At 67.5% G+C, this 17,707-nt stretch carries 17 protein-coding genes; 8 read left to right on the plus strand and 9 right to left on the minus strand.

Annotation, left to right across the window (positions count from 1 at the left end; genetic code table 11):
- Nucleotides 1–16 precede the first annotated feature (16 nt).
- Together EDC02_RS40380 and EDC02_RS24070 are read right to left on the minus strand one after the other, a co-directional pair.
- Entirely contained in the window at nucleotides 17–877 is an 861-nt protein-coding gene (locus EDC02_RS40380) for a sigma-70 family RNA polymerase sigma factor (protein ID WP_158632280.1), read from the minus strand.
- Between the two features lie 301 nt (nucleotides 878–1,178).
- Nucleotides 1,179–1,655, minus strand: coding sequence for a hypothetical protein (locus EDC02_RS24070; protein WP_148083586.1), 477 nt, complete (start codon nucleotides 1,653–1,655; stop codon nucleotides 1,179–1,181).
- 961 nt (nucleotides 1,656–2,616) lie between these two features.
- On the opposite strand from EDC02_RS24070, the gene EDC02_RS24075 reads away from it, so the two are divergent.
- The 4 genes from EDC02_RS24075 to EDC02_RS39695 all read left to right on the plus strand — a co-directional run bounded on the left by EDC02_RS24075 (nucleotide 2,617) and on the right by EDC02_RS39695 (nucleotide 7,457).
- Nucleotides 2,617–4,350: a replication-relaxation family protein gene (locus tag EDC02_RS24075; protein ID WP_123603904.1), complete on the plus strand. Its 1,734-nt coding sequence runs from the start codon at nucleotides 2,617–2,619 to the stop codon at nucleotides 4,348–4,350.
- 259 nt (nucleotides 4,351–4,609) lie between these two features.
- Complete coding sequence (locus EDC02_RS24080; RefSeq protein WP_123603905.1) at nucleotides 4,610–5,746, plus strand: site-specific integrase; 1,137 nt, start codon at nucleotides 4,610–4,612, stop codon at nucleotides 5,744–5,746.
- Nucleotides 5,743–6,081, plus strand: coding sequence for a helix-turn-helix transcriptional regulator (locus EDC02_RS24085; protein ID WP_123603906.1), 339 nt, complete (start codon nucleotides 5,743–5,745; stop codon nucleotides 6,079–6,081). Before EDC02_RS24080 ends, EDC02_RS24085 begins: the two co-directional genes overlap by 4 nt.
- Nucleotides 6,078–7,457, plus strand: a complete 1,380-nt coding sequence (locus EDC02_RS39695; RefSeq protein ID WP_148083587.1) for a hypothetical protein — start codon at nucleotides 6,078–6,080, stop codon at nucleotides 7,455–7,457. Before EDC02_RS24085 ends, EDC02_RS39695 begins: the two co-directional genes overlap by 4 nt.
- On the opposite strand, the gene EDC02_RS24100 is transcribed toward EDC02_RS39695, so the two are convergent.
- The 3 genes from EDC02_RS24100 to EDC02_RS24110 all read right to left on the minus strand — a co-directional run bounded on the left by EDC02_RS24100 (nucleotide 7,442) and on the right by EDC02_RS24110 (nucleotide 10,252).
- Entirely contained in the window at nucleotides 7,442–8,473 is a 1,032-nt protein-coding gene (locus EDC02_RS24100; RefSeq protein WP_148083366.1) for an IS630 family transposase, read from the minus strand. The two genes, EDC02_RS39695 and EDC02_RS24100, sit on opposite strands and share 16 nt — an antisense overlap.
- Before the next feature lie 401 nt (nucleotides 8,474–8,874).
- Nucleotides 8,875–9,585: a hypothetical protein gene (locus EDC02_RS41835; protein ID WP_123603909.1), complete on the minus strand. Its 711-nt coding sequence runs from the start codon at nucleotides 9,583–9,585 to the stop codon at nucleotides 8,875–8,877.
- A 118-nt stretch (nucleotides 9,586–9,703) separates the two neighbouring features.
- Nucleotides 9,704–10,252, minus strand: a complete 549-nt coding sequence (locus EDC02_RS24110) for a hypothetical protein (protein ID WP_148083588.1) — start codon at nucleotides 10,250–10,252, stop codon at nucleotides 9,704–9,706.
- Between the two features lie 574 nt (nucleotides 10,253–10,826).
- On the opposite strand from EDC02_RS24110, the gene EDC02_RS24115 reads away from it, so the two are divergent.
- Nucleotides 10,827–11,060: a hypothetical protein gene (locus tag EDC02_RS24115; protein ID WP_123603911.1), complete on the plus strand. Its 234-nt coding sequence runs from the start codon at nucleotides 10,827–10,829 to the stop codon at nucleotides 11,058–11,060.
- Between the two features lie 67 nt (nucleotides 11,061–11,127).
- Here the strand turns inward: EDC02_RS24115 and EDC02_RS24120 are convergent, their stop codons facing one another.
- From EDC02_RS24120 to EDC02_RS24135, 4 genes are all read right to left on the minus strand, one after another.
- Entirely contained in the window at nucleotides 11,128–12,630 is a 1,503-nt protein-coding gene (locus tag EDC02_RS24120; RefSeq protein WP_233606259.1) for a recombinase family protein, read from the minus strand.
- A gap of 114 nt (nucleotides 12,631–12,744) precedes the next feature.
- On the minus strand, nucleotides 12,745–13,197 hold the full coding sequence (locus tag EDC02_RS24125) for a SigE family RNA polymerase sigma factor (RefSeq protein WP_123605102.1): 453 nt from the start codon (nucleotides 13,195–13,197) through the stop codon (nucleotides 12,745–12,747).
- A 515-nt stretch (nucleotides 13,198–13,712) separates the two neighbouring features.
- Nucleotides 13,713–14,177 carry a GNAT family N-acetyltransferase gene (locus EDC02_RS24130; RefSeq protein WP_123605103.1) on the minus strand — a complete coding sequence of 155 codons (465 nt, stop codon included), beginning with the start codon at nucleotides 14,175–14,177 and terminating at the stop codon, nucleotides 13,713–13,715.
- Between the two features lie 28 nt (nucleotides 14,178–14,205).
- Nucleotides 14,206–15,726, minus strand: a complete 1,521-nt coding sequence (locus tag EDC02_RS24135; protein WP_123603913.1) for an LLM class flavin-dependent oxidoreductase — start codon at nucleotides 15,724–15,726, stop codon at nucleotides 14,206–14,208.
- Between the two features lie 133 nt (nucleotides 15,727–15,859).
- Between EDC02_RS24135 and EDC02_RS24140 the strand changes: the two genes are divergently transcribed.
- The 3 genes from EDC02_RS24140 to EDC02_RS24150 all read left to right on the plus strand — a co-directional run bounded on the left by EDC02_RS24140 (nucleotide 15,860) and on the right by EDC02_RS24150 (nucleotide 17,640).
- Nucleotides 15,860–16,432: a MarR family winged helix-turn-helix transcriptional regulator gene (locus tag EDC02_RS24140; RefSeq protein ID WP_123603914.1), complete on the plus strand. Its 573-nt coding sequence runs from the start codon at nucleotides 15,860–15,862 to the stop codon at nucleotides 16,430–16,432.
- Nucleotides 16,433–16,475: 43 nt separating this feature from the next.
- The gene (locus tag EDC02_RS24145; RefSeq protein ID WP_123603915.1) at nucleotides 16,476–17,210 is read left to right on the plus strand and encodes a VWA domain-containing protein; all 735 of its coding nucleotides are present in this window, start codon (nucleotides 16,476–16,478) and stop codon (nucleotides 17,208–17,210) included.
- A gap of 211 nt (nucleotides 17,211–17,421) precedes the next feature.
- Nucleotides 17,422–17,640 (plus strand): hypothetical protein, encoded by a 219-nt coding sequence (locus tag EDC02_RS24150; protein WP_148083589.1) that lies wholly within the window; start codon nucleotides 17,422–17,424, stop codon nucleotides 17,638–17,640.
- Nucleotides 17,641–17,707: the final 67 nt, after the last annotated feature.

Consider the following 17,707-nt stretch of genomic DNA (forward strand, 5'->3'; position numbering starts at 1 on the left):
GCGGGCACCGTGGCGGCTATCTCCGCTCTGGCGGGACGTGCCGAACGGCCGGATGTATGGGTGTGGGCTCGGTGAGGTCGTGTCGGCCGAGGAGTCTGGCGATGGTGGTGGCGGCGCGGGAGCGTTGTTTGGAGGCGCTGGGTTCACTGAGGTGCAGGTCGGCGGCGACATGGCGCAGGGCTTCGCCGTTGAGGTAGGTGCGACGGATCAGGGTGGCCTGGGTGTCGCTGATCGTCTGCCGGCCGGAGTGGGTGACGAGGCGGTTCAGGACGTCGTGGACGGTTTCCTGGTTGGCGTCGTTGAGGTGGGCGTCGTGTTCCGGGTTGCCGTGCTCGGAGTGGGGGATGCGGTCGTCGGGTAGTGCGTCGAGGTCGTAGGTGGGTGGTGGGTGTTGTCGTTTGCGTCCGCTGGCGTGGGTGTAGGCGGCGTCGGTGAGTCGGGGGAAGAGCTGCGGTGTGGTCAGGTCGAGGCGGTGCAGGGCGAACAGGAACTCGATGGCGAGGGTGTAGTGGGCCTGGGCGGCCGGGCCAGGGGGGAGGTAGGCGGTGAGTTTGTTGGCTTGGGCGCGGAGTTTTGGGTAGGCGACGCCGAGCGCGTAGAGGTTCCAGTCGCCGCGGTGGGCGCGGGCGGTGTCGGCGAGGTGCCGCCAGGCTCGGTCCCGGATGGGGCCGGGTGCGCGCATGACGTGGAGGCGGAAGTCGACCATGGGTAGCGGGGTCGGTGGTGTGTCCGGGTCGATGACGTTGCTGGGGAGGGTCAGGGTGATGCGGGTGCGGGCCTGGGTCTCGATCTGGCCGAGGACGGTGAGGTCGGCCCGTCGTCGTGGTGGTCCCAGTCCGGCGTTGGGCAGTGGGGTCGGCTGGTGCGGGGCGGGCACGGCGGATCCCTGTCAGCGAGACCGGTTGCCGGTACGGCGCGATGATCGCATCCCGTTGACCCCGTCCTTCGCTGCTCACCACCGGAGCGGACTGTGGCTCCTGACCGTGGTGACGAGCCTACGTGCGAGGTGCCGGATGGATGTCACTGCTCAGCGGCCCGTTCTGCTGCCAGCGTCAGCGGGTGGCCCTTCATCGGGCTGTCGGGTGGAGGGGCAGTTTGAAGCGTGGATCGCTTAGCACTTCCTGTCGGTTGCCCTCGGTAGTGTGCCGCGCGGGGGTGCTGCGGGACCAGTTGCCGCCCTACCAGACCCGGCGCGGCTGGTAGGGAGCTGCCTGACGCGCGGGTCCGGCCCGCCGACTTTGGTTGGTCGGTGGGCCGGACCCGGTGCCGTCGCTATCCTCGACTATGAAGGCGTGGCCACCACGGTGCTTCGCGTAGCGGTTGCAGTGCCATCCGGTCGGGCTCTGCGCCTGGCAGCATTCGGGGTGGCTGGTCCACCGGTAGGTGCTCTGCAGCTCGTCGTACTTGCTGCGGTGGTGCCAGGCCAGCCAGTGCCCCTGGTAGGGCTCGCCGTTGTGGCCGCCATCGCCCTCGACGAACATCTCGCACTCGCCCGGGTGACCGGCGGCAAGTTCGCACGCGGCGATCTTCACACCGGGGTAGTTGCGCTGGTCAGGGTGGCCGGTGTCAAGGTAGCCACCGTACTTGCCGTTGAGGTCTTTGATCGAGATCCGGACGTACGACTCGCACCTGGCGTGAAAGTCCACGCTGGTCAAATCAGCTCCTCACGATCGACTGCCCGCATGGAACGCGGCTGCGCGATAGGCCAGCGCGCTAGCACCGATGGTCTATTCCCGTCAAGGGGCAGATTTTTGGGATGTGAAAGAGCGGGATGCCGGGCGGTCAGCGGGGCCTGGTCCGGGTTGGACCGTCACGCACCAAGGACAGCAGATGACCAGGGCCGCAGCGTCCCGGAGCGAACTGCTCGACCACCAGCCGGCCGCCCTGGTCGCCCGACGAGCGGCGATCAATCTACGCGAAGCCCCGCTCGCCGCTGACAACAGCGAGGCGGCGCAACGCACCTACGCGCGCAGGTGGCCAAGATTTTTCTCGCGCGGACGGAAAGTTCGACCACCCACGCTTCCCCTCTATAGGTAGAGGACCGAGGTCGTCCCGTGGTGGCTGACAGTACGACGCGTACCGGGATCAATCTGACTGATCACGCTTCGGCGGGAACGGCTGTGGCCTGCGGTTTTCCAATCGGCGGCCCGGTTTTGTAATCCCATTAGTGAAGGTGCGGCTCGTGCCGGGGCTGTTGTCCACCCAACGGACACCCACCACCCGCCCAACACCCAACCTCGTTGCGGCGGTGGCAGTGCGGGGCTGTCAGGTCCCCGACGGTGTCTGCCACAACCCGCGCCTGACAGAAGTCCACCACAGACAGAGAGTGTCCGATTAGTAGTTGAACAGGATGGTTCGAGGTTGAACAGCAGCCTTCGCGGGGTTCACCCCGTTTCAGGCGCTGACAGAAGGTGCCCGGTCCGGGTGTGGGTCCGTGCCCGGCGCGGTGCGGCTGTCAGGGGTTGCGAACTGCTCTGCACCCGATCCGCAACCCAACACGGCGTGAACACGCAGGTCAACCCAAATTCGCGCATCCTTCATGGACCGGCGACTGACATAGATGTCAACTCTTCCCCCGGGGATGCGCTTATCAGCGCTACAGCGAAAGGAAAGCTGATGTCGTCCGGAACCACCCAACAGTTGCGGGCCTCCGGCGGCCCCAGCGAACAACTCCTGCTCCTGCTCAACGACCACCGGGTCATGACCACCGACCAACTCGCCCGCGCCACTGCCACCCCGGCCCGCACCGTGCTGTACCGGCTCGAACAACTCCGCACCGCCGGCATGGTCGACTATGACCGGCCCGGCCGCCACACCGGCAGCGCACCCCACCACTGGTGGCTCCGCCCCGCCGGAGCACGCCTGATCACCGGCACCGCCGCCGCTGACGGCCGCCGACCGTCCGCGATGTTCTCCGCCCACGCCGCCACCATCACCGAGGTGTGGCTCGCCCTGCGCGACCACGGCCCGCCCGCCGGACTCACCATGACCGGCTGGGCGACCGACCGGGCCGGTTGGCAGGAATGGGACGGCCCCACCTCCGCTTGGGGCGGCACCACGACCAAGCGCCTCACCCCGGACGCCGTCTACGAAGCCACCCTGCCAGACGGCAGGACGACGGCGGCGTTCGTGGAGATCGACCTCGCCTCCATGACCCAAAACCAGCTCAGAGCCAAACTCGACCGCTACCGCGCCTACACCCGCGACCAGGCGTGGCAGGGTCGGTTCCCGCACTGCCCGCCCCTACTGCTGTTCACCACCACCGCCCACCGGGCCGTCACCTTTACCCGCAACGCCGCCAAACACCTCCGAGAAGAACACAACCCCAGCCGCTACCGTCGACGCCCTGTCACCGACGGCGATCTCATCGCCGAACACGGCCGGCTGATCGTCGCCGCGACCGGCCTCGTCCGCGACCCCGCCCGCGCCGTCACCGCCCACGCCTGGAACCTCACCGACCCCGAAGCCGCCGAAACCACCCTGACAGCGGTCCTCGACGAACGCGCCACCGTCACCGCCGCCGCCCAACCCGCCTACCACCGTGAACACGCCGCCGAACTCGCCCGCCAACGCTCCCACACCCTGCACACCCTGGCCCGCCACCCACAGCAACTCGAACCGGACCTCGGCCCCGCCGCCGTCGACCTGCTGGCCTACCTGTTCGACCGCGACCACGACCCCCGCAACCCGTTCACCCCCGACCTCGACACCAGCAGCGTTCTGGCCGCGCTCGCCGACTGGTGGCGACAGCAACCCGACGACCCGACCACCGCCAAGACGCTGCGCACCGCGCTCACCCGGGCGCACCACACCGCCTGGTCCCATCAGGTCCACCAACTCGCCCACCTCACCGCAACTGGAGGCGACCGGCCCGCCTGGTACACCGCCGCCACCCGCCTCGCGCGGCCCCGCCTGCTCACCCCCACCGAACACCACCGGCTCGACCACGCCCACACCCGTGAACAAGCCCAGGTCGACGTCTGGCGCGACTGGCAACCCCCCGACCGCCACTACGGCACCCGGCTCACCTACGCCCAGTGGCGTGACGAACACGTCGACCGGCGGTGGCGTGCACTGTCTTGGTGGCAACGCCACCACACCCACCGCGACACCCTCACCGCCGCCTTCGACGACGAACGCCTCACCGCCTGCGCCCGATGCGCCCTCACCCTGCCCACCAACGACACCGACAACTGCCCCGGCTGCCACCACCACCAACGCCTACCCCACACCCAACGACACTCGATCACCCCACTGGCCGACCTCATCACGGCACTACTCGCCAAGGCAGCCGACGACCCCAGGCCACCAGCCAGCACCGAAATCTCGACCGCGCCCGGTCGAGATTGATAAGCAATAGCCATATCTCGCTCCGCGAGATTGGCGGCCAATTACCATATCTTGCTACTTGTGCCGCCTGTTCGATCAGATGCGATTACGCGCTGGTTTGCACGCGCTGGATTGGAGGTTCGTTGAAACGGTAACGGTCGCGTAGGTGCTCGGGTGACGTGCCAGCACCGAAGCGACCGATCGGCGATCCTCAATCACCCAGCGCCCTGAACTGCTGTTTTGTGGTGCGACGGCATTGGATGCGGGAATCGCGCATCTGATGCGAGGCTCGCGCGTTGCACTCAGCGTGACGGTCAAGGGTGCCGCGAGTCTCCACCTGGTCTCCGGAGTGGCGTTGCTACGGCCCGAGGAGAGCGTGTTCGCGGCAATGCTCGACGGGTGGCGCGATCAGCAGGTCGCCCGGAACCTGTCGATGTTGACGATCGCGGCGCGGCTGCGGGTGATCCGGGCGTTCGCCGATCATGCCGGCGGCTACCCGTGGCAGTGGCTGCCGCAGATGGTCGACGAGTGGAGCGCGGATCTGCGGTCGGTACGCGGGCTGCGCCGGTCGACGCTACGGGGTTACCAGGAGGCCGTCCGGCTGTTCTGCGACTACCTGACCGACCCGGCCTACGACTGGCCGGCCGAGTGCCAGCAGCGGTTCGGCTCGCACCCGGTGCAGGTCTGCCACGAGTGGAACACCGCAGTCCATGTGCAGGAGGGCGAGGCCGACCCGGCGAAGCGGGCGTTCACGATCGCCGAGTTGCAGGCGTTGTTCGACTACGCCGACGAGCAGGTCACCCGCATCCGTGGCGCGGGCCGCAAGGGCTGGCTGCCGGCGTTTCGGGACGCGACGCTGCTGAAGATCGCCTACGGCTACGGGCTACGGCGTACCGAGACACGGATGCTGGACGTCGCCGACTTCGGCACCAACCCGTACGCGGCCGAGTTCGGCGAGTTCGGCGTCTGCCACGTACGCCACGGCAAGGCAACGAAAGGGTCACCGCCGAAGCGGCGCAGCGTGCTGACGGTCTGGCCGTGGACCGCCGAGATGCTGGACCAGTGGACGGCCGAGGTCCGCCCGTTACTCGCCAACGACGGCAACCCGGCGCTGTGGCCGTCCGAACGGGCCGACCGCATCGGCCTGCAGCAGATCAACAGCCGGCTGTCGACCTACCGGGACGCACTCGGGCTGGGACCGGGCCTGGACTTCCACTCGCTGCGCCGCTCCTACGTCACCCACCTGATCGAAGCCGGCTGGGACCCGCTGTTCGTGCAGCAGCAGGTCGGCCACGAACACTCCTCCACCACCGCCATCTACACCTGCGTCTCCTCCGACTTCCGCACCCGCACCCTGCGCCGAGCCCTGGACCAGACGCTGCACCACGCCCTGCGACCCACCGGAGAGATCTCATGAAACGCCAGGTCAGCTACACGTGGCGGCTGCGCAACGTGATGGCCGACCACAACATGTTCACCACCACCGACCTGGTGCCGCTACTCGCCGAACGCGGCATCACCCTGTCCCCATCCCAGGTGCACCGACTGGTGTCCGGCACACCCGAACGGCTGTCCCTACCCGTGCTGGCCGCACTCTGCGACATCTTCGACACCACCCCCGCCGACCTCATCGTGACCAGCGCGCAGAACCTCGCACCGCGCCGACTCGCCGCCGCCGGCGACAGCAGCACCAGCCCCGGCCACCCGGACGCGATCCGGCCACGACGGGCAACCCTACGGCCGGCACCATGACCATCGACTGCATCGACTGCGGCACCATCCCCAAAGGACGGCGCGGCCGGCCCCCAGTCTGCCTGCCGTGCCAGCTCAACCGCCGACTGGCCCAACTTCTCCACGACAACACCGCAACCCCCGCCGTGCACCTGACCGCGCTCGCTGATCATCTCCGCGCCGACCCCGAGCCGGAGAAGGTGCTGCGCTGGCTGTCCCGATCCGGCCCCGCCGAACTACTGACCGCCCTGGCCAACGGACACCTCGACCTCACCCACGACGCCCTCCACGCATGGCCACGCCCGATCCCCGCCCGCCACCTCCAACACCACCTCGTCGCCTGCGGCCTCCTACCCCCAGCCGACGGGCACCTACTCAAATTCGAGGCATGGCTCCACCGCCGCCTCGACCGGCTCACCGACCATCCCCACGAACGGCTCCTGCGCCGCTTCGCCCTCTGGCACCAGCTCCCACGGCTCCGCGCCGACGCCGCCGCCGGGCCGCTACGCGCCACCGCCACCAACTACGCGGTCAATCAGTTCAACACCGCGCACGCCTTCCTCGACTGGCTCCACACACACGGCATCGCCCCGGACGCCGTCAGCCAAACCGACCTCGACACCTGGGCCGTCACGACCGGCGCCGGCCACCGCCACACCATCCGCGGCTTCTTCACCTGGGCCACCCGGACCTCGGCCATGCCACGCCACCTGGTACTCACGCCAGTCAAGTTCGCCATCGGCACCGCCGTCACCCAACAACAGCGACTCACCCTGCTCCGGCACTACCTCACGAACGAGGCCCTGCCCCTACGCGAGCGGACCGCCGCCTGCCTCATGCTGCTCTACGGCCAGCCGATCAGCCGCATCCACCGACTCCACAACAACGACCTCGACCTCAACAGCGGCACCCCAACGATCCGGTTCGGCGACCCACCCCCACACCCATCCCCGAACCGATCGCCAGCCTGCTCCGCGACCTCGCCGCAGCCGCACCAGCCGAAGGCTGGCTGTTCCCCGGACGCCACCCAGGCCAGCCCATCACCTACCAAACACTGCACCTCAACCTGCGCAAGCTCGGCTTCCCGCTCAACCAGGCCCGCGTCTCCGCGCTCCGCCAGCTCGTCGCCCAGGTCCCCGCCCCCGTCATCGCCGACGCCCTCGGCATCCACCACACGACCGCCGCCAGACAAGCCGCCAACGCCGGCACGACCTGGAGCCACTACGCCAGCGGAAACCACTCACCGTTACCAACACAGAGTCCACGCACCTGAACTCGCGCATAAGAAACACGCGCTCCTGCCAGTAACGGCCGGACGGCGCGTACGCGAGATCTGGGAACCCGTACCAAGAGAAATAAAAGTTAGCGGACTCAAGAAACCCTATTCGGTGATGTAGCGTAGGCTCGGGTCAGCGAAGAATGCGCGCACGATCTGCGGGGTTTCCTGGAGGCGCTGCAGAGCATTTTCCGCCGCGCCCATCAGTTCGCCGAGGCTGCGCACCACCTTCTTTCCGATTTGGTCATGCTTGACGTTCTTCCACACCCACTCATCGGGGTTGAGCTCCGGCGAGTACGGCGGAAGGATAAAGAGGCGCAGTCGATTGCCCACTTCCTCAGAGGCAAGGAACGTAGCCACCTTTTTCGCCGTATGGGCACTGGAGCCATCGACAACGAGGAAAATCTTCCCGGACACGTCGTGCAACAACTGCTTTAGGAACTCGATGAACTTGGCTGCGGTCATGCTGCCGCCGAACAGAGAGAAGTGGATCGCACCCTTGCTGCTGATCGCTGAGATCATGTTTACTGACAATCGCTTACCAGTGCCGATTACGACCGGGGTTTTTCCGACAGGAGCCCAAGTGGTTCCGGAATGGTAGTCAGTTCGTACACCGGACTCGTCTCCCCAGTAGATCACTGCGTCCTGAGCTGCGGCTTCTTCCTTGATCGCGGGGTACGTCTCCTCCTTCCAGCGGCGCACTAGATCTGGGTTCTGCTCGTAGGCGCGCACTAGCGGGCGCTGGGGAGACATTCCCATTCGGTGTAGCAGCCGCCCAACCGAGGGAAGGGATAGCGACACACCGAATTCTCGCTCTATAAGGTCGGCCACGATCTTGCGGGTCCACAGCCCAAAGTCAAACTCCAGCTGTTGCGGGTTCTTCTTCAGAAGAGCATACAGTCGCGCTTCTTGAATTCCCGAGAGTTTCGGTGGTCTACCTGTCCCCGATCTCACGGCCAAGGCTTCGGGCCCGCGATCACGGTAAGCTGCAATCCATCCGAACACCGTAGACCGGCCACAGTCCAGCGCCGCCGCTATCTGCGCAACGCTCGCTCCGTTCTCGGCCATACGCAAAGCGATCTGCCGAGTCTGTTCCAGCTCAGCCCTTGGAATCCGCTTTTCATCTTTCCTCGACACCAAATCAGGAGATCACAGATCAGGGCTTGCCGCAATACCTGACACTCTTTTGACTCCAGTAAGTTATGAACTGGTTAGTACTACAACTTGCTAGTGGCCAGGTCTCAACGGGAACTGTCGCCGCAACCGCGCTACGGGGGCACGGACCAAACAATACGGAACGGTAAAGCACGGCACGAGCGGGGTACAGCACCAAGGGCTGCGATCGGCACGCCTCGTGGCCGGTGCCGGTGATGCTTCCGCCTCGCCGCTGCGGTGCTGGTAACCCCTGCTCCCGGCGTTACCGGCCGCTACCCGTAGCGCCGAAGCGGTAACACCCGGCGGTCTTCAAGAATTTCATTTCTGAAGATTACCCCAGCCAACAGTCTCCGACAGCTCCGGACTATGGTGGCAGGTCAACCTCAGTTGCCCACCTTCCACAGGTCTACTCTGCCGTCGGGGAAGGGGGTGGCGAGGGTTTTGCCGTCGGGACTGAACACCAGGTCATTGACCCAATTGGTGGGCTCGAAGGTAGCGGTGGTTTCGCGGGTGGTCACGTTCCATAGCCGTATGGTGTCCTGGCTGGCGGTGGCGAGGGTTTTACCGTCAGGGCTGAACGCCACGGCATTGACCGTACTGGTGGGCTCGAAGGTGGCGGTGGTTTCGCGGGTGGTCACGTTCCATAACCGTACGGTTGTATCCCCTCCGCCAGTGGCGAGGGTTTTACCGTCAGGGCTGAACGCCACACTGTTGACGCCTTTGGTGTGGCCAGTCAGGGTGCGGTTCGGCTCGTATGGGGGTGGAACCGATGATGTCGGCACGATCGTCGGCGCCGGTGAAGCCAATATGGTTACTAAGGGTTGACTGGCGTTGGTTTGCGAAGCACCGGGGTCACGAGTTGACCCGGATGATGAAAGGAGTGTGGCTACGAAGGTAATAACAGCCACGAGCACACCAATGAACTGCCATACTGGATCTCGAAGTCGACGAAGGAGCCTGTGCGTGAGGTTCGCACGCTGAAGTCGACGAAGGAGCCTGTGCGCAAGGTTCGCACGCTGATTGGACATCGAAGACACTCTCGCAATGATACAGAGGACCACAAGTGGCTTCGAAGACATCACCCGGCTCCCCATCTCCTACCCAGCCGAGGGTGTCTGCCTCTTGTCAGCTCCTGTTGATCCTCTGACGGCGGGATTCGGCGGGATGGGTGTCTGTGCTGTGAACGACGACGAGGTGACGTTATGCCCCCGTCTATGGGGGATGCGGTTCCTCGTCTCGCTCATGTGTCGAGTCGGAGGCTGCCTCGTCCGAATCGCTGCTGTCGGGCACGAGGCGAGGAGCGAAGGCGCCCGACGATTCGAGACTGGCGATCGCCCACGCGATGAGACAACCGATCGTGCTCACGGTGACGCCCCACCAGCTCAATGACGGCCAGAAGAAGTAGATGAAGCCCAGACCGAAGACCGGCACCCAGATGGCCCGGTCGAAGTACACAATCGTCCTCCACACCAGGAGGCCCATGAGCAGCAACCACGCTACGGCGATCTCCCACCACGACTGTTCGTACCGTTCACGCTCGACCCGCCGCGAGAAGCGCTCATACCAGGCAGGCAGCGTCTTCAGCGTCTCAGCTACTGAGTTGCCCGGGGCGGACTCGGTGTTGGGCGACGGTGTGGACACGGTCGCTACCGGATCAGGGGATGCGGCGACCGACACCGCCGGAGCTGGCGCCGTGCGCGGAACGTAGTACGCGTAGACGCCCCATCCCAGCGCGAGTAGCGCGACGACGACGCTGACCACGGTCGCCCGGTCCGACTTCGGCCTAGACAAGACCACCCCACCCTCGTGCACTCCGAGGCCCCGATGGTACCGAAAGACTTCACTCCGTATCGATCCGGTCACCCCGAGGACTCCTGTGGTGGACCCGGCCGTTGGTATCGGCTGGTAACGGGGCGCGGCAACCCCTCAGAGCGGGGTTGCCGGCGCTACCCGTAGCGCGCCCGGGGACATCCTGACGGCTGCGCTGATCTATCGTTGCCCGCCGCTGGAACCCTACGACGCGAGCTTCTCGACGCCGGGCCGCCCGGACCAGCCAGCACAAACGTGCCACCTTCCTCACGCTCCACTTCCCGGCCGGTGCTGGGCTCTCCCGATCCATGTCGACCCCTGCCGGATAGGCCGTGAACAGGGGTTACGGGTAGCGCGGGTGGTAACGCCCGCGAGTCATTGTCACTCATAGGAAGGCGATCAGTCATGAACAGAACACAGCGGACCCGACGAGCGGCATTCACAGCGGAGGAAGATGGCCACAAGCCAAACACCACGTAACCCGCATCGTCGCCCACGAGGCGACCGGGGGACGCTCAACCGCGCAGTGACCCCGGATGGCGACCCCACCCCCGCCGACAACCCGCACGCCGCCACACCCGGCCATCCGGACGCCCGGGGGACGTTACCGATGGCTCGCCACCTGATCGACCCGGCGACCGAACACGAGATTCAGGCACTCGCCCGGACCGCGCCACCGATGACCCCGGACGTTGCGATCCGGATCGCCCGGATGCTGCGGTGGAACGAACGCGACACCACCACCGACCGGGCTGCCTGACATGCAAACGCCGGACGGGTCGACCCTGCTGGGATCGGCCCGCCCGGCGCTCATGTCGTCCAGCGGCCTACGCCGCGTTCTCCTCGACCTCCGGGCCAAACCGCCACGCCCATTCGAGGCGGTGAGCGCCGAACGGCTGACGGGTGCCCTTACCTGCCTGCAACAGCTTGATATCAGCCACGGTACGGATGATCTCCCGCTTCACCGCAACCTCATCACCCAGCTCAGCCCACTTCCGAGCGGCGTGCTCCCCGATCATCCCGCGCAGCACCGGCGGGATGCCGGCTTCCTGCGCCCGTGCCTCGTGCTCGGCGATCTGCGCCGACAGCCCTTTCTCCGCGCGGGCGTAGGCGATCGCGGACACCTCGCCTTCCTCACCCAGCTTGCGCCAGTCCTCCAACTCCGCGCGCAGCCGGGCGGCCTCAGCGCGGGCGTGCGCGGCCTGCTCGTCCCCGCCGGACAGGGCCGACAGCATCTCTCCGGTCTCCGGCAACGACAGCCACGCCACGACGACCCGTTGGACGTACTCGTCCAGGAACTCCGCTTTCACAGCGGCGCACCGCCTCCGCAGGCAGGAGTACACCCGCCCCTCCCAACCGTGGCGGCTGACCTGGTGGGACGAGACCGGACTGCCGCACACCCCGCAGCGGACGATGTAGGACAGCAGGTGGACGGCCCGTCCGGCACGGGTGGTCGTCCGGGACGGGTCCTCCAGCAGGCGGACGCACGCCCAGTAGAGGTCCTCGTCCACCAGCGCGGGCCAGATGCCGTCCCCGATGACCTCGCCGCGGAATACCCGCTTACCGATGTAGGCCGGGTTCATCACGTGCTTGCGGATGATCCCGCGCCGCCACGTCGACCCCTGCGGGGACGGGATGCCCTTGGCGTTCAACTCGTCCTCGATCGTGATCAGCGGAACCCCGGCAGCCACCTTCGTGAAGTTGTCCCGCACCACCCCGGCGTGGCTGTACTCGGTCACCGTCCCATCCGCCGCCACCGCCGTGCGGATCTCGGTGTCCGGCTCCTGCCGCACCAGCGCCTTCGTCCGCTGGTCGTAGATCCGCCGATAGCCGTAGGTCACCTTCCCATGCGGACGGCCCGCCTCGGCCGCGCCGACGACGCCGCGCAACACGTTGTCGCGGATCGAGTCGGCCAACCACTCCGCCTGCACGGCCTGGAAGCCGAGCATCATCCGGTCGTTCTTGTCCCGCAGGTCGAACAGCACCCCACCGACGAGCCAGAAGTTCAGGCCAACCTCGGTGCACATGTCCCGGATCTTCACGTACACCGCGAGGTCACGTTCCCGCCGGGAGATCTCCCAGATCACCAGCACGTCGCCCTTGCCCGAGCGGATCCGCTCGATCAACAACTCGAACTGCTCGCGCTCCCTCGTGGCGTGCCGGCTCGCCGACCGGTGGTTGTCGGTGAACGACCCTGCGTCGGTCCACGACCGCTTCGTGATCTCGGCAAGGTTGATCTTGCCCTGGTCGCCGACGCTCTTGCCCTGTTCCTTCTTGTCCTGACTGGCCCGCTGGTACCGCAACGCCCGCACCTCCGCGCCGCCAGCCAACAACGCGTCCTTGCTGTCAAACCGAGCCCGGTTCCCGGCCCGCGATCCCCGCCGTACCATCGGATCGTCCCCTGTTCAATCGATGCCCCTAGCTGTTAACATCGACCTTAGCATCTAACGACCCTTGGGAGTGCCGACCGAACAGCCCAGTACCTCCGCGGCCTCGATCAGGCTCAGGTCCTCCCAGTACCGCAGCACCAATGCGGCCCGTTGCCGTCGTGGCAGCTGGGAGAGCGCTCGCATGATCAGCATCCGTTGCTCTGGAGCTGGCGGCGACTCGGCCGTTGGCTCCGGCGGCGCGCTGGTCAGCCGTTCCAGTTTCCGCCAGAGCCTGCGCCGCTCGTTCAGATAGGTACGCGTGACGATCTTCCGTACGTAGGCGTTGATGGGCTCCGTCCGGTCGACGCGTTCCCACGCCAGGTACAGGCGAACGAACGCCGTCTGCGCCAGGTCTTCCGCCTCGTGCCAGTCGCCGCAGAGCAGGTACGCGGTGAAGCGCACCTGCTCCGCATGGGTCGCGACGTATTCGCTGAACCCGGCATCCTTGTCATGCGAACCGTTCGTCAACGGCAGCACTTCTCCTCAGGATCAGGGGGACCTGCGACGGATCCGGCCGCTTCGGCTCCCCCACACGGGATGTGGCCGGGCTACTTGGCGGGGCTTGCCTCCGGCGCAGCCGTAACCTCGATCGGAGGTAGCGGAACGGGAGACACCTCCGGCCCCTCGGCACATCCTCCCTCGGCACCGGAGACACCAGCGGCTCAGCCGAAGCCGGGACCGTGACGGATGGTTTGGGCTCGTTCACCGGCCCGTCGGAGGACATCGCGGCGATCGCCGGCACCGCGTAGGCCAGCGCGACCGCTACCCCCAGCAGCGCGAACACGGCAGGCTTCTTCGACAAAGTGACCTCCTTGGCGGGTCGGACCGACGGTTGCCGGTCCCTTTCCACCCTTTCCCACACGGCTACGGGCTGGGAGGTTGCACGTCGTGCCGCAATCGTCGTCGACCTGACGGGCCGGGGCCCGCACCGCCATTCCCGCTGCCGCTGACCAGCCCGAGTTGGAGGTGGGTCGTGCCTCAGGTCACGTCAGCTCGCGGGTCATGAACGCGCTGTTGGGATCATCGACATAGGCGCCGAAGGGTGGGCAAGCGACGAAGCCCGCCCTCGCGTACAACGTCCTCGCCGGGACGAAGAAGTCCATGCTTCCGGTCTCCAGCGAGATACGGCGGATGCCGCGTCGTCGCGCGTCCTCAATGAGGTGGTCGAGGACGCGCGCGGCGATGCCCTGGCCGCGTCGTCGTGGATCCGTCCGCATGCTCTTGATCTCCTCGTGCGCCGGCCCCACCTCGGCCAGGGCACCCGTGCCCACAAGTTCGCCACCTGTCCGGGCGACCCACAGGCGGACTCCCGGCGCCCGCAGCCCGGAAAGATCCAGCGCGTGTCGGCTCTCGGCAGGTGCCGTCGGCGCGAGCTCGTCGAGATGTGCCTGCAGGAAGACGCCGAGCTCCGGATCAGCGAAGTCGGCGCGCTCGATACTCAGCCGCATGACGGAGATCCTGCCGTTCCCGTGCCGGTCACCCCACACCGAACCGGGCGAGCGGCTCGACCAGCTCACGTTCCTCGTAGGACAGGTGGGACAGCAGGGTGTCGGTGAGCAGGTCGACGGCGGCCTTGACGTCGCCGATCCGGTCCGGCTCGCTGACCAGGGAGACCAGCGCCCGATCGACCCGTTCCAGCACGTCGTGGATGATGTGGTGCTCCTCCGACAGCCGGTCGACCACCGGCGCGAGCCCCGGGTCGGCCCGGCGCAGCTGCGGCAGCATGCCGATGTCCTCGATGGTGTGGTGGGTGGTCACCACCCGGCAGTACGACTCGCAGTAGGCGCCGAGGGTCCAGTTGTTCTGCCGCATGGTCATCGTGTTGATGTGCGCCCGGGCACCGCCGGCGGTCATGGTGCCGGCTGCGACCTGGTCGATCAGGTCGCGCACGGTCCGCAGCTCCTCGCGCAGATGATCGTGTACGTCGATCAGGTGCTGCCCGGCGGCCCGCTGGGCGGGACTGTAGGTCAGCGTCGGGTCGGGTGGCGGGGCGGTCGGCCGGGTCGACTCGTCCCAGACGCGTTCAGCGCTGAGGCGTACCCCGTCGTCGGGGGTGGGGGTGATGCCGGCGGCTGCGGGGGCCGGGGCGACGGGAACCGAACCCGCTGCTGCGGCACTGCGGCCGGCGGCGACCAGGTCGCGGACCGCCGGCACCACCTCGGCGGCGAACCGGCGGATCATGTCCGGGTCGTCGCTGGCCAGCAGGTAGCCGCTGAACCCCTGGTCCAGGGTCAGTCCGGTGAGCTGCTCGGCCCAGTCGGCCGGCGTACCGGTGAGGAATCCGGCACCGCTGCCGAACGTACCGCTGATGTTGTAGAGCCGGCGGACCGCGGCCGGGTCCCGCCCCGCCTGCCGGGCCGCCGCGTCGATGGCCGCGTTCATCGCGGGTAGCTGCTCCGGCGACGCGTACGGGCTGCTGGGCAGCCAACCGTCGGCGAGTCGACCGGTGACCCCGAGCATCCGCTTCTTGTACGCGCCCAGCCAGATGCCGATGGGGTGGGCGGGCGCCGGACCCGGATGCACGCCCCATACCCGGTGGTGGCGGCCGTCGACCTTGACGGTGCCGCCGTCGGCGTCCCAGACCGAGCGAATGATCTCGATGCCCTCCTCGAGTGCCTGGACGCTCTCGGCCGGGGTGAGCCGGCCGCCACCCATCGCCGCGATCGCGTCCCAGAAGGCACCGGCCCCGAGGCCCAGCTCGACCCGGCCGCCACTGAGCAGGTCGAGGCTGGCCGCGCTGCGGGCCAGCATCGCCGGCTGCCGCAGCGGCAGGTTGGCGACGTTCGGCGCGACCCGGACCCGGGTGGTGCGGGCCGCGATCACCGACAGCAGGGTCCAGGTGTCCAGGAACCGGGCCTGGTACGGGTGGTCCTGCACGGTCACCAGGTCGAGCCCGGCCTCCTCAGTCAACTGGGCCAGCGCCAGGGCCCGGTCGGCCTGCTCGGCGACCGGTGTGATGAAGGTGCCGAACAGCAGGTCGTGTCCGTAGTCAGCCATGTCGTTCGCTCCCCGCGACAGCAGTCATGCGTACGGATCACAAGATAGTCTGCCGAGCAGACGATCGTCAGTGTGACTCTTCCGACGTGAGGATGGTCGACGGGGGCAGACGAGCCGGCGATAAGCTCGGCGTATGCCTCGTCCCGGTGAACGCACGGGTCCGGGCCCGGGCCCGGGTCCGGGCACGGGCCCGGGCCGCGCCGCTGGCGGCGGCGATCTCGGCTGGGCGCTGGGCGTGGTCTTTCGGGCGTACGTCAAGAGCAGCAGCGCCGTGCTGCACGACCTGCCCGGCGGGCCGCGCGGGCATCAGGTGCTGGCGGCGGCGGTCGAGGCCACGCCGGAGAGTCAGATCTCGCTGGCCCGTCGGCTGGGCATCGACAAGACGGTGATGACCTATCTGATCGACGACCTGGAGCGCGCCGGGCTGGTCGAGCGACGGGCCAACCCGGACGACCGACGGCACAAGACCATCGTCGCGACCGACCACGGGCACCAGGTCTGGTCGGCGACCCGGGACCGACTGGAGCAGGCCGAGGGGCACCTGCTGGGGCCACTGCAGCCGACCGACCGCGAGGCGCTGCGGTCGCTGCTGTTCCAGCTGGCCGACCAGGCACAGGCCGTCGATCCGGTCGTCGACACCTGCCAGATCGTGTCCGACATCGCCACCGACGGCCAGCCGCACGAGCCAGCGGATGGTCCGCGCTAAGGTTCGTCCAGCTCGGCCCACGCCCGTCCGTCAGACCTGCGGCATGACGGACGGAGGAGCCGATCGATGCGCCGGTCAAGACAACAGCCTGCTGCCGTTCTATCTGGTCGTCGACGTCTCGGTTTCGATGGCGATGGACGGCAAGCTGGAGGCGGCGAACGAGATTGTGCCGGCGCTCGTCGACGCGCTGGCGCGGCACCCGGTCGTCGCGGCCCGGGTACGGTTCGGGCTGATCGACTTCTCCGACCACGCGGAGGTACGGCTTCCGCTCGGTGACCTGCTGGCTCCCGGGCTGGTTGCGCCGGTCCTCACCGTACGCGGCGGCACCTGCTACGAGTCGGCGTTCACGGCCACGCGGGACGAGATCGAGTCGGACATGGCACGGTTCGCGGCCAGCGGAGAGACCTCACACCGGCCGACCGTCTGGTTCGTCAGCGATGGCAGGCCCACCGACTCGCGGTCCGCCTGGCAGGCGGCGTTCGCCGAGCTGACCTCGTCCAGCGCCCGCCCGAGCGTCGTCGCATGCGGCGTGGACGAGGCGGATCCCCGGATCATCAGGTCGCTGGCCCATCCGGCGACCGGATCGGGACGGATGGCGTCGTACCTGATGGTGCCCGGCTCCGATCCGGCCCGGACGATCGCCGGGATCGCACAGGTGCTCATCGCCAGCGTCGTCAGGTCCGGCTACCGCGCGGTCGGCGACGCCGGACCGGTCCTGCCCGACGGGCCGGATCTGCCGCCCGGGGTGCAGCGGCTCGACCCGACCGGCCCCGGGTGATGGTGGCCTCGGCTGCGGGCGACGGCGGCCCGGCCCCGGCTCGGACCGGCTACGGTGATCTTGTTACGGTGATCTTGATTGTCGTCAGGCCGTCAACTGAACGGCCAAGGTCGGTTGTCCGTCAGGTTCGGATATGACACGAACTCTTGACAATGTCCGAGGGGCACACCAATTCCGGAGAACGGGGCCAATGATCGCGGCGGAGGTCTCGATGGTCGACGATCGATCCGGCGGACCGGTGCCCGATGACGGGCTACCAGCCGAAACCCGACAACGCATGATCGAACTACTCGCCGCCGAGTTCGGCACGGCGTGGCAGACCGCTGTGGCCAGCGGCGCGGACCCTGACGATCTGGCCGAGTACGTCGACGACCGCCGTCGTACCGTGGAATCGATTCCGCAGCCGGACGACCTCGACGATTGTCGTTAGCCCGGACAGCGCAGCGCAACGGCGCACCATCGCGTCCGGCCGACCGGACCGGCATTTCCCGGTGGCC

The organism is Micromonospora sp. Llam0, assembly GCF_003751085.1.
Lineage (GTDB): Bacteria > Actinomycetota > Actinomycetes > Mycobacteriales > Micromonosporaceae > Micromonospora_E.

What these genes read in the sequence shown, in the direction of transcription:
- EDC02_RS24130 (WP_123605103.1), bottom strand. Translation starts at nt 14,177, where the DNA reads ATGCGGCTGAGTATCGAGCGCGCCGACTTCGCTGATCCGGAGCTCGGC.
- EDC02_RS24140 (WP_123603914.1), top strand. Translation starts at nt 15,860, where the DNA reads ATGCCTCGTCCCGGTGAACGCACGGGTCCGGGCCCGGGCCCGGGTCCG.
- EDC02_RS24075 (WP_123603904.1), top strand. Translation starts at nt 2,617, where the DNA reads ATGTCGTCCGGAACCACCCAACAGTTGCGGGCCTCCGGCGGCCCCAGC.
- EDC02_RS41835 (WP_123603909.1), bottom strand. Translation starts at nt 9,585, where the DNA reads ATGGGGAGCCGGGTGATGTCTTCGAAGCCACTTGTGGTCCTCTGTATC.
- EDC02_RS24080 (WP_123603905.1), top strand. Translation starts at nt 4,610, where the DNA reads ATGCGAGGCTCGCGCGTTGCACTCAGCGTGACGGTCAAGGGTGCCGCG.
- EDC02_RS39695 (WP_148083587.1), top strand. Translation starts at nt 6,078, where the DNA reads ATGACCATCGACTGCATCGACTGCGGCACCATCCCCAAAGGACGGCGC.
- EDC02_RS24135 (WP_123603913.1), bottom strand. Translation starts at nt 15,726, where the DNA reads ATGGCTGACTACGGACACGACCTGCTGTTCGGCACCTTCATCACACCG.
- EDC02_RS24150 (WP_148083589.1), top strand. Translation starts at nt 17,422, where the DNA reads ATGGTCGACGATCGATCCGGCGGACCGGTGCCCGATGACGGGCTACCA.
- EDC02_RS24085 (WP_123603906.1), top strand. Translation starts at nt 5,743, where the DNA reads ATGAAACGCCAGGTCAGCTACACGTGGCGGCTGCGCAACGTGATGGCC.
- EDC02_RS24145 (WP_123603915.1), top strand. Translation starts at nt 16,476, where the DNA reads ATGACGGACGGAGGAGCCGATCGATGCGCCGGTCAAGACAACAGCCTG.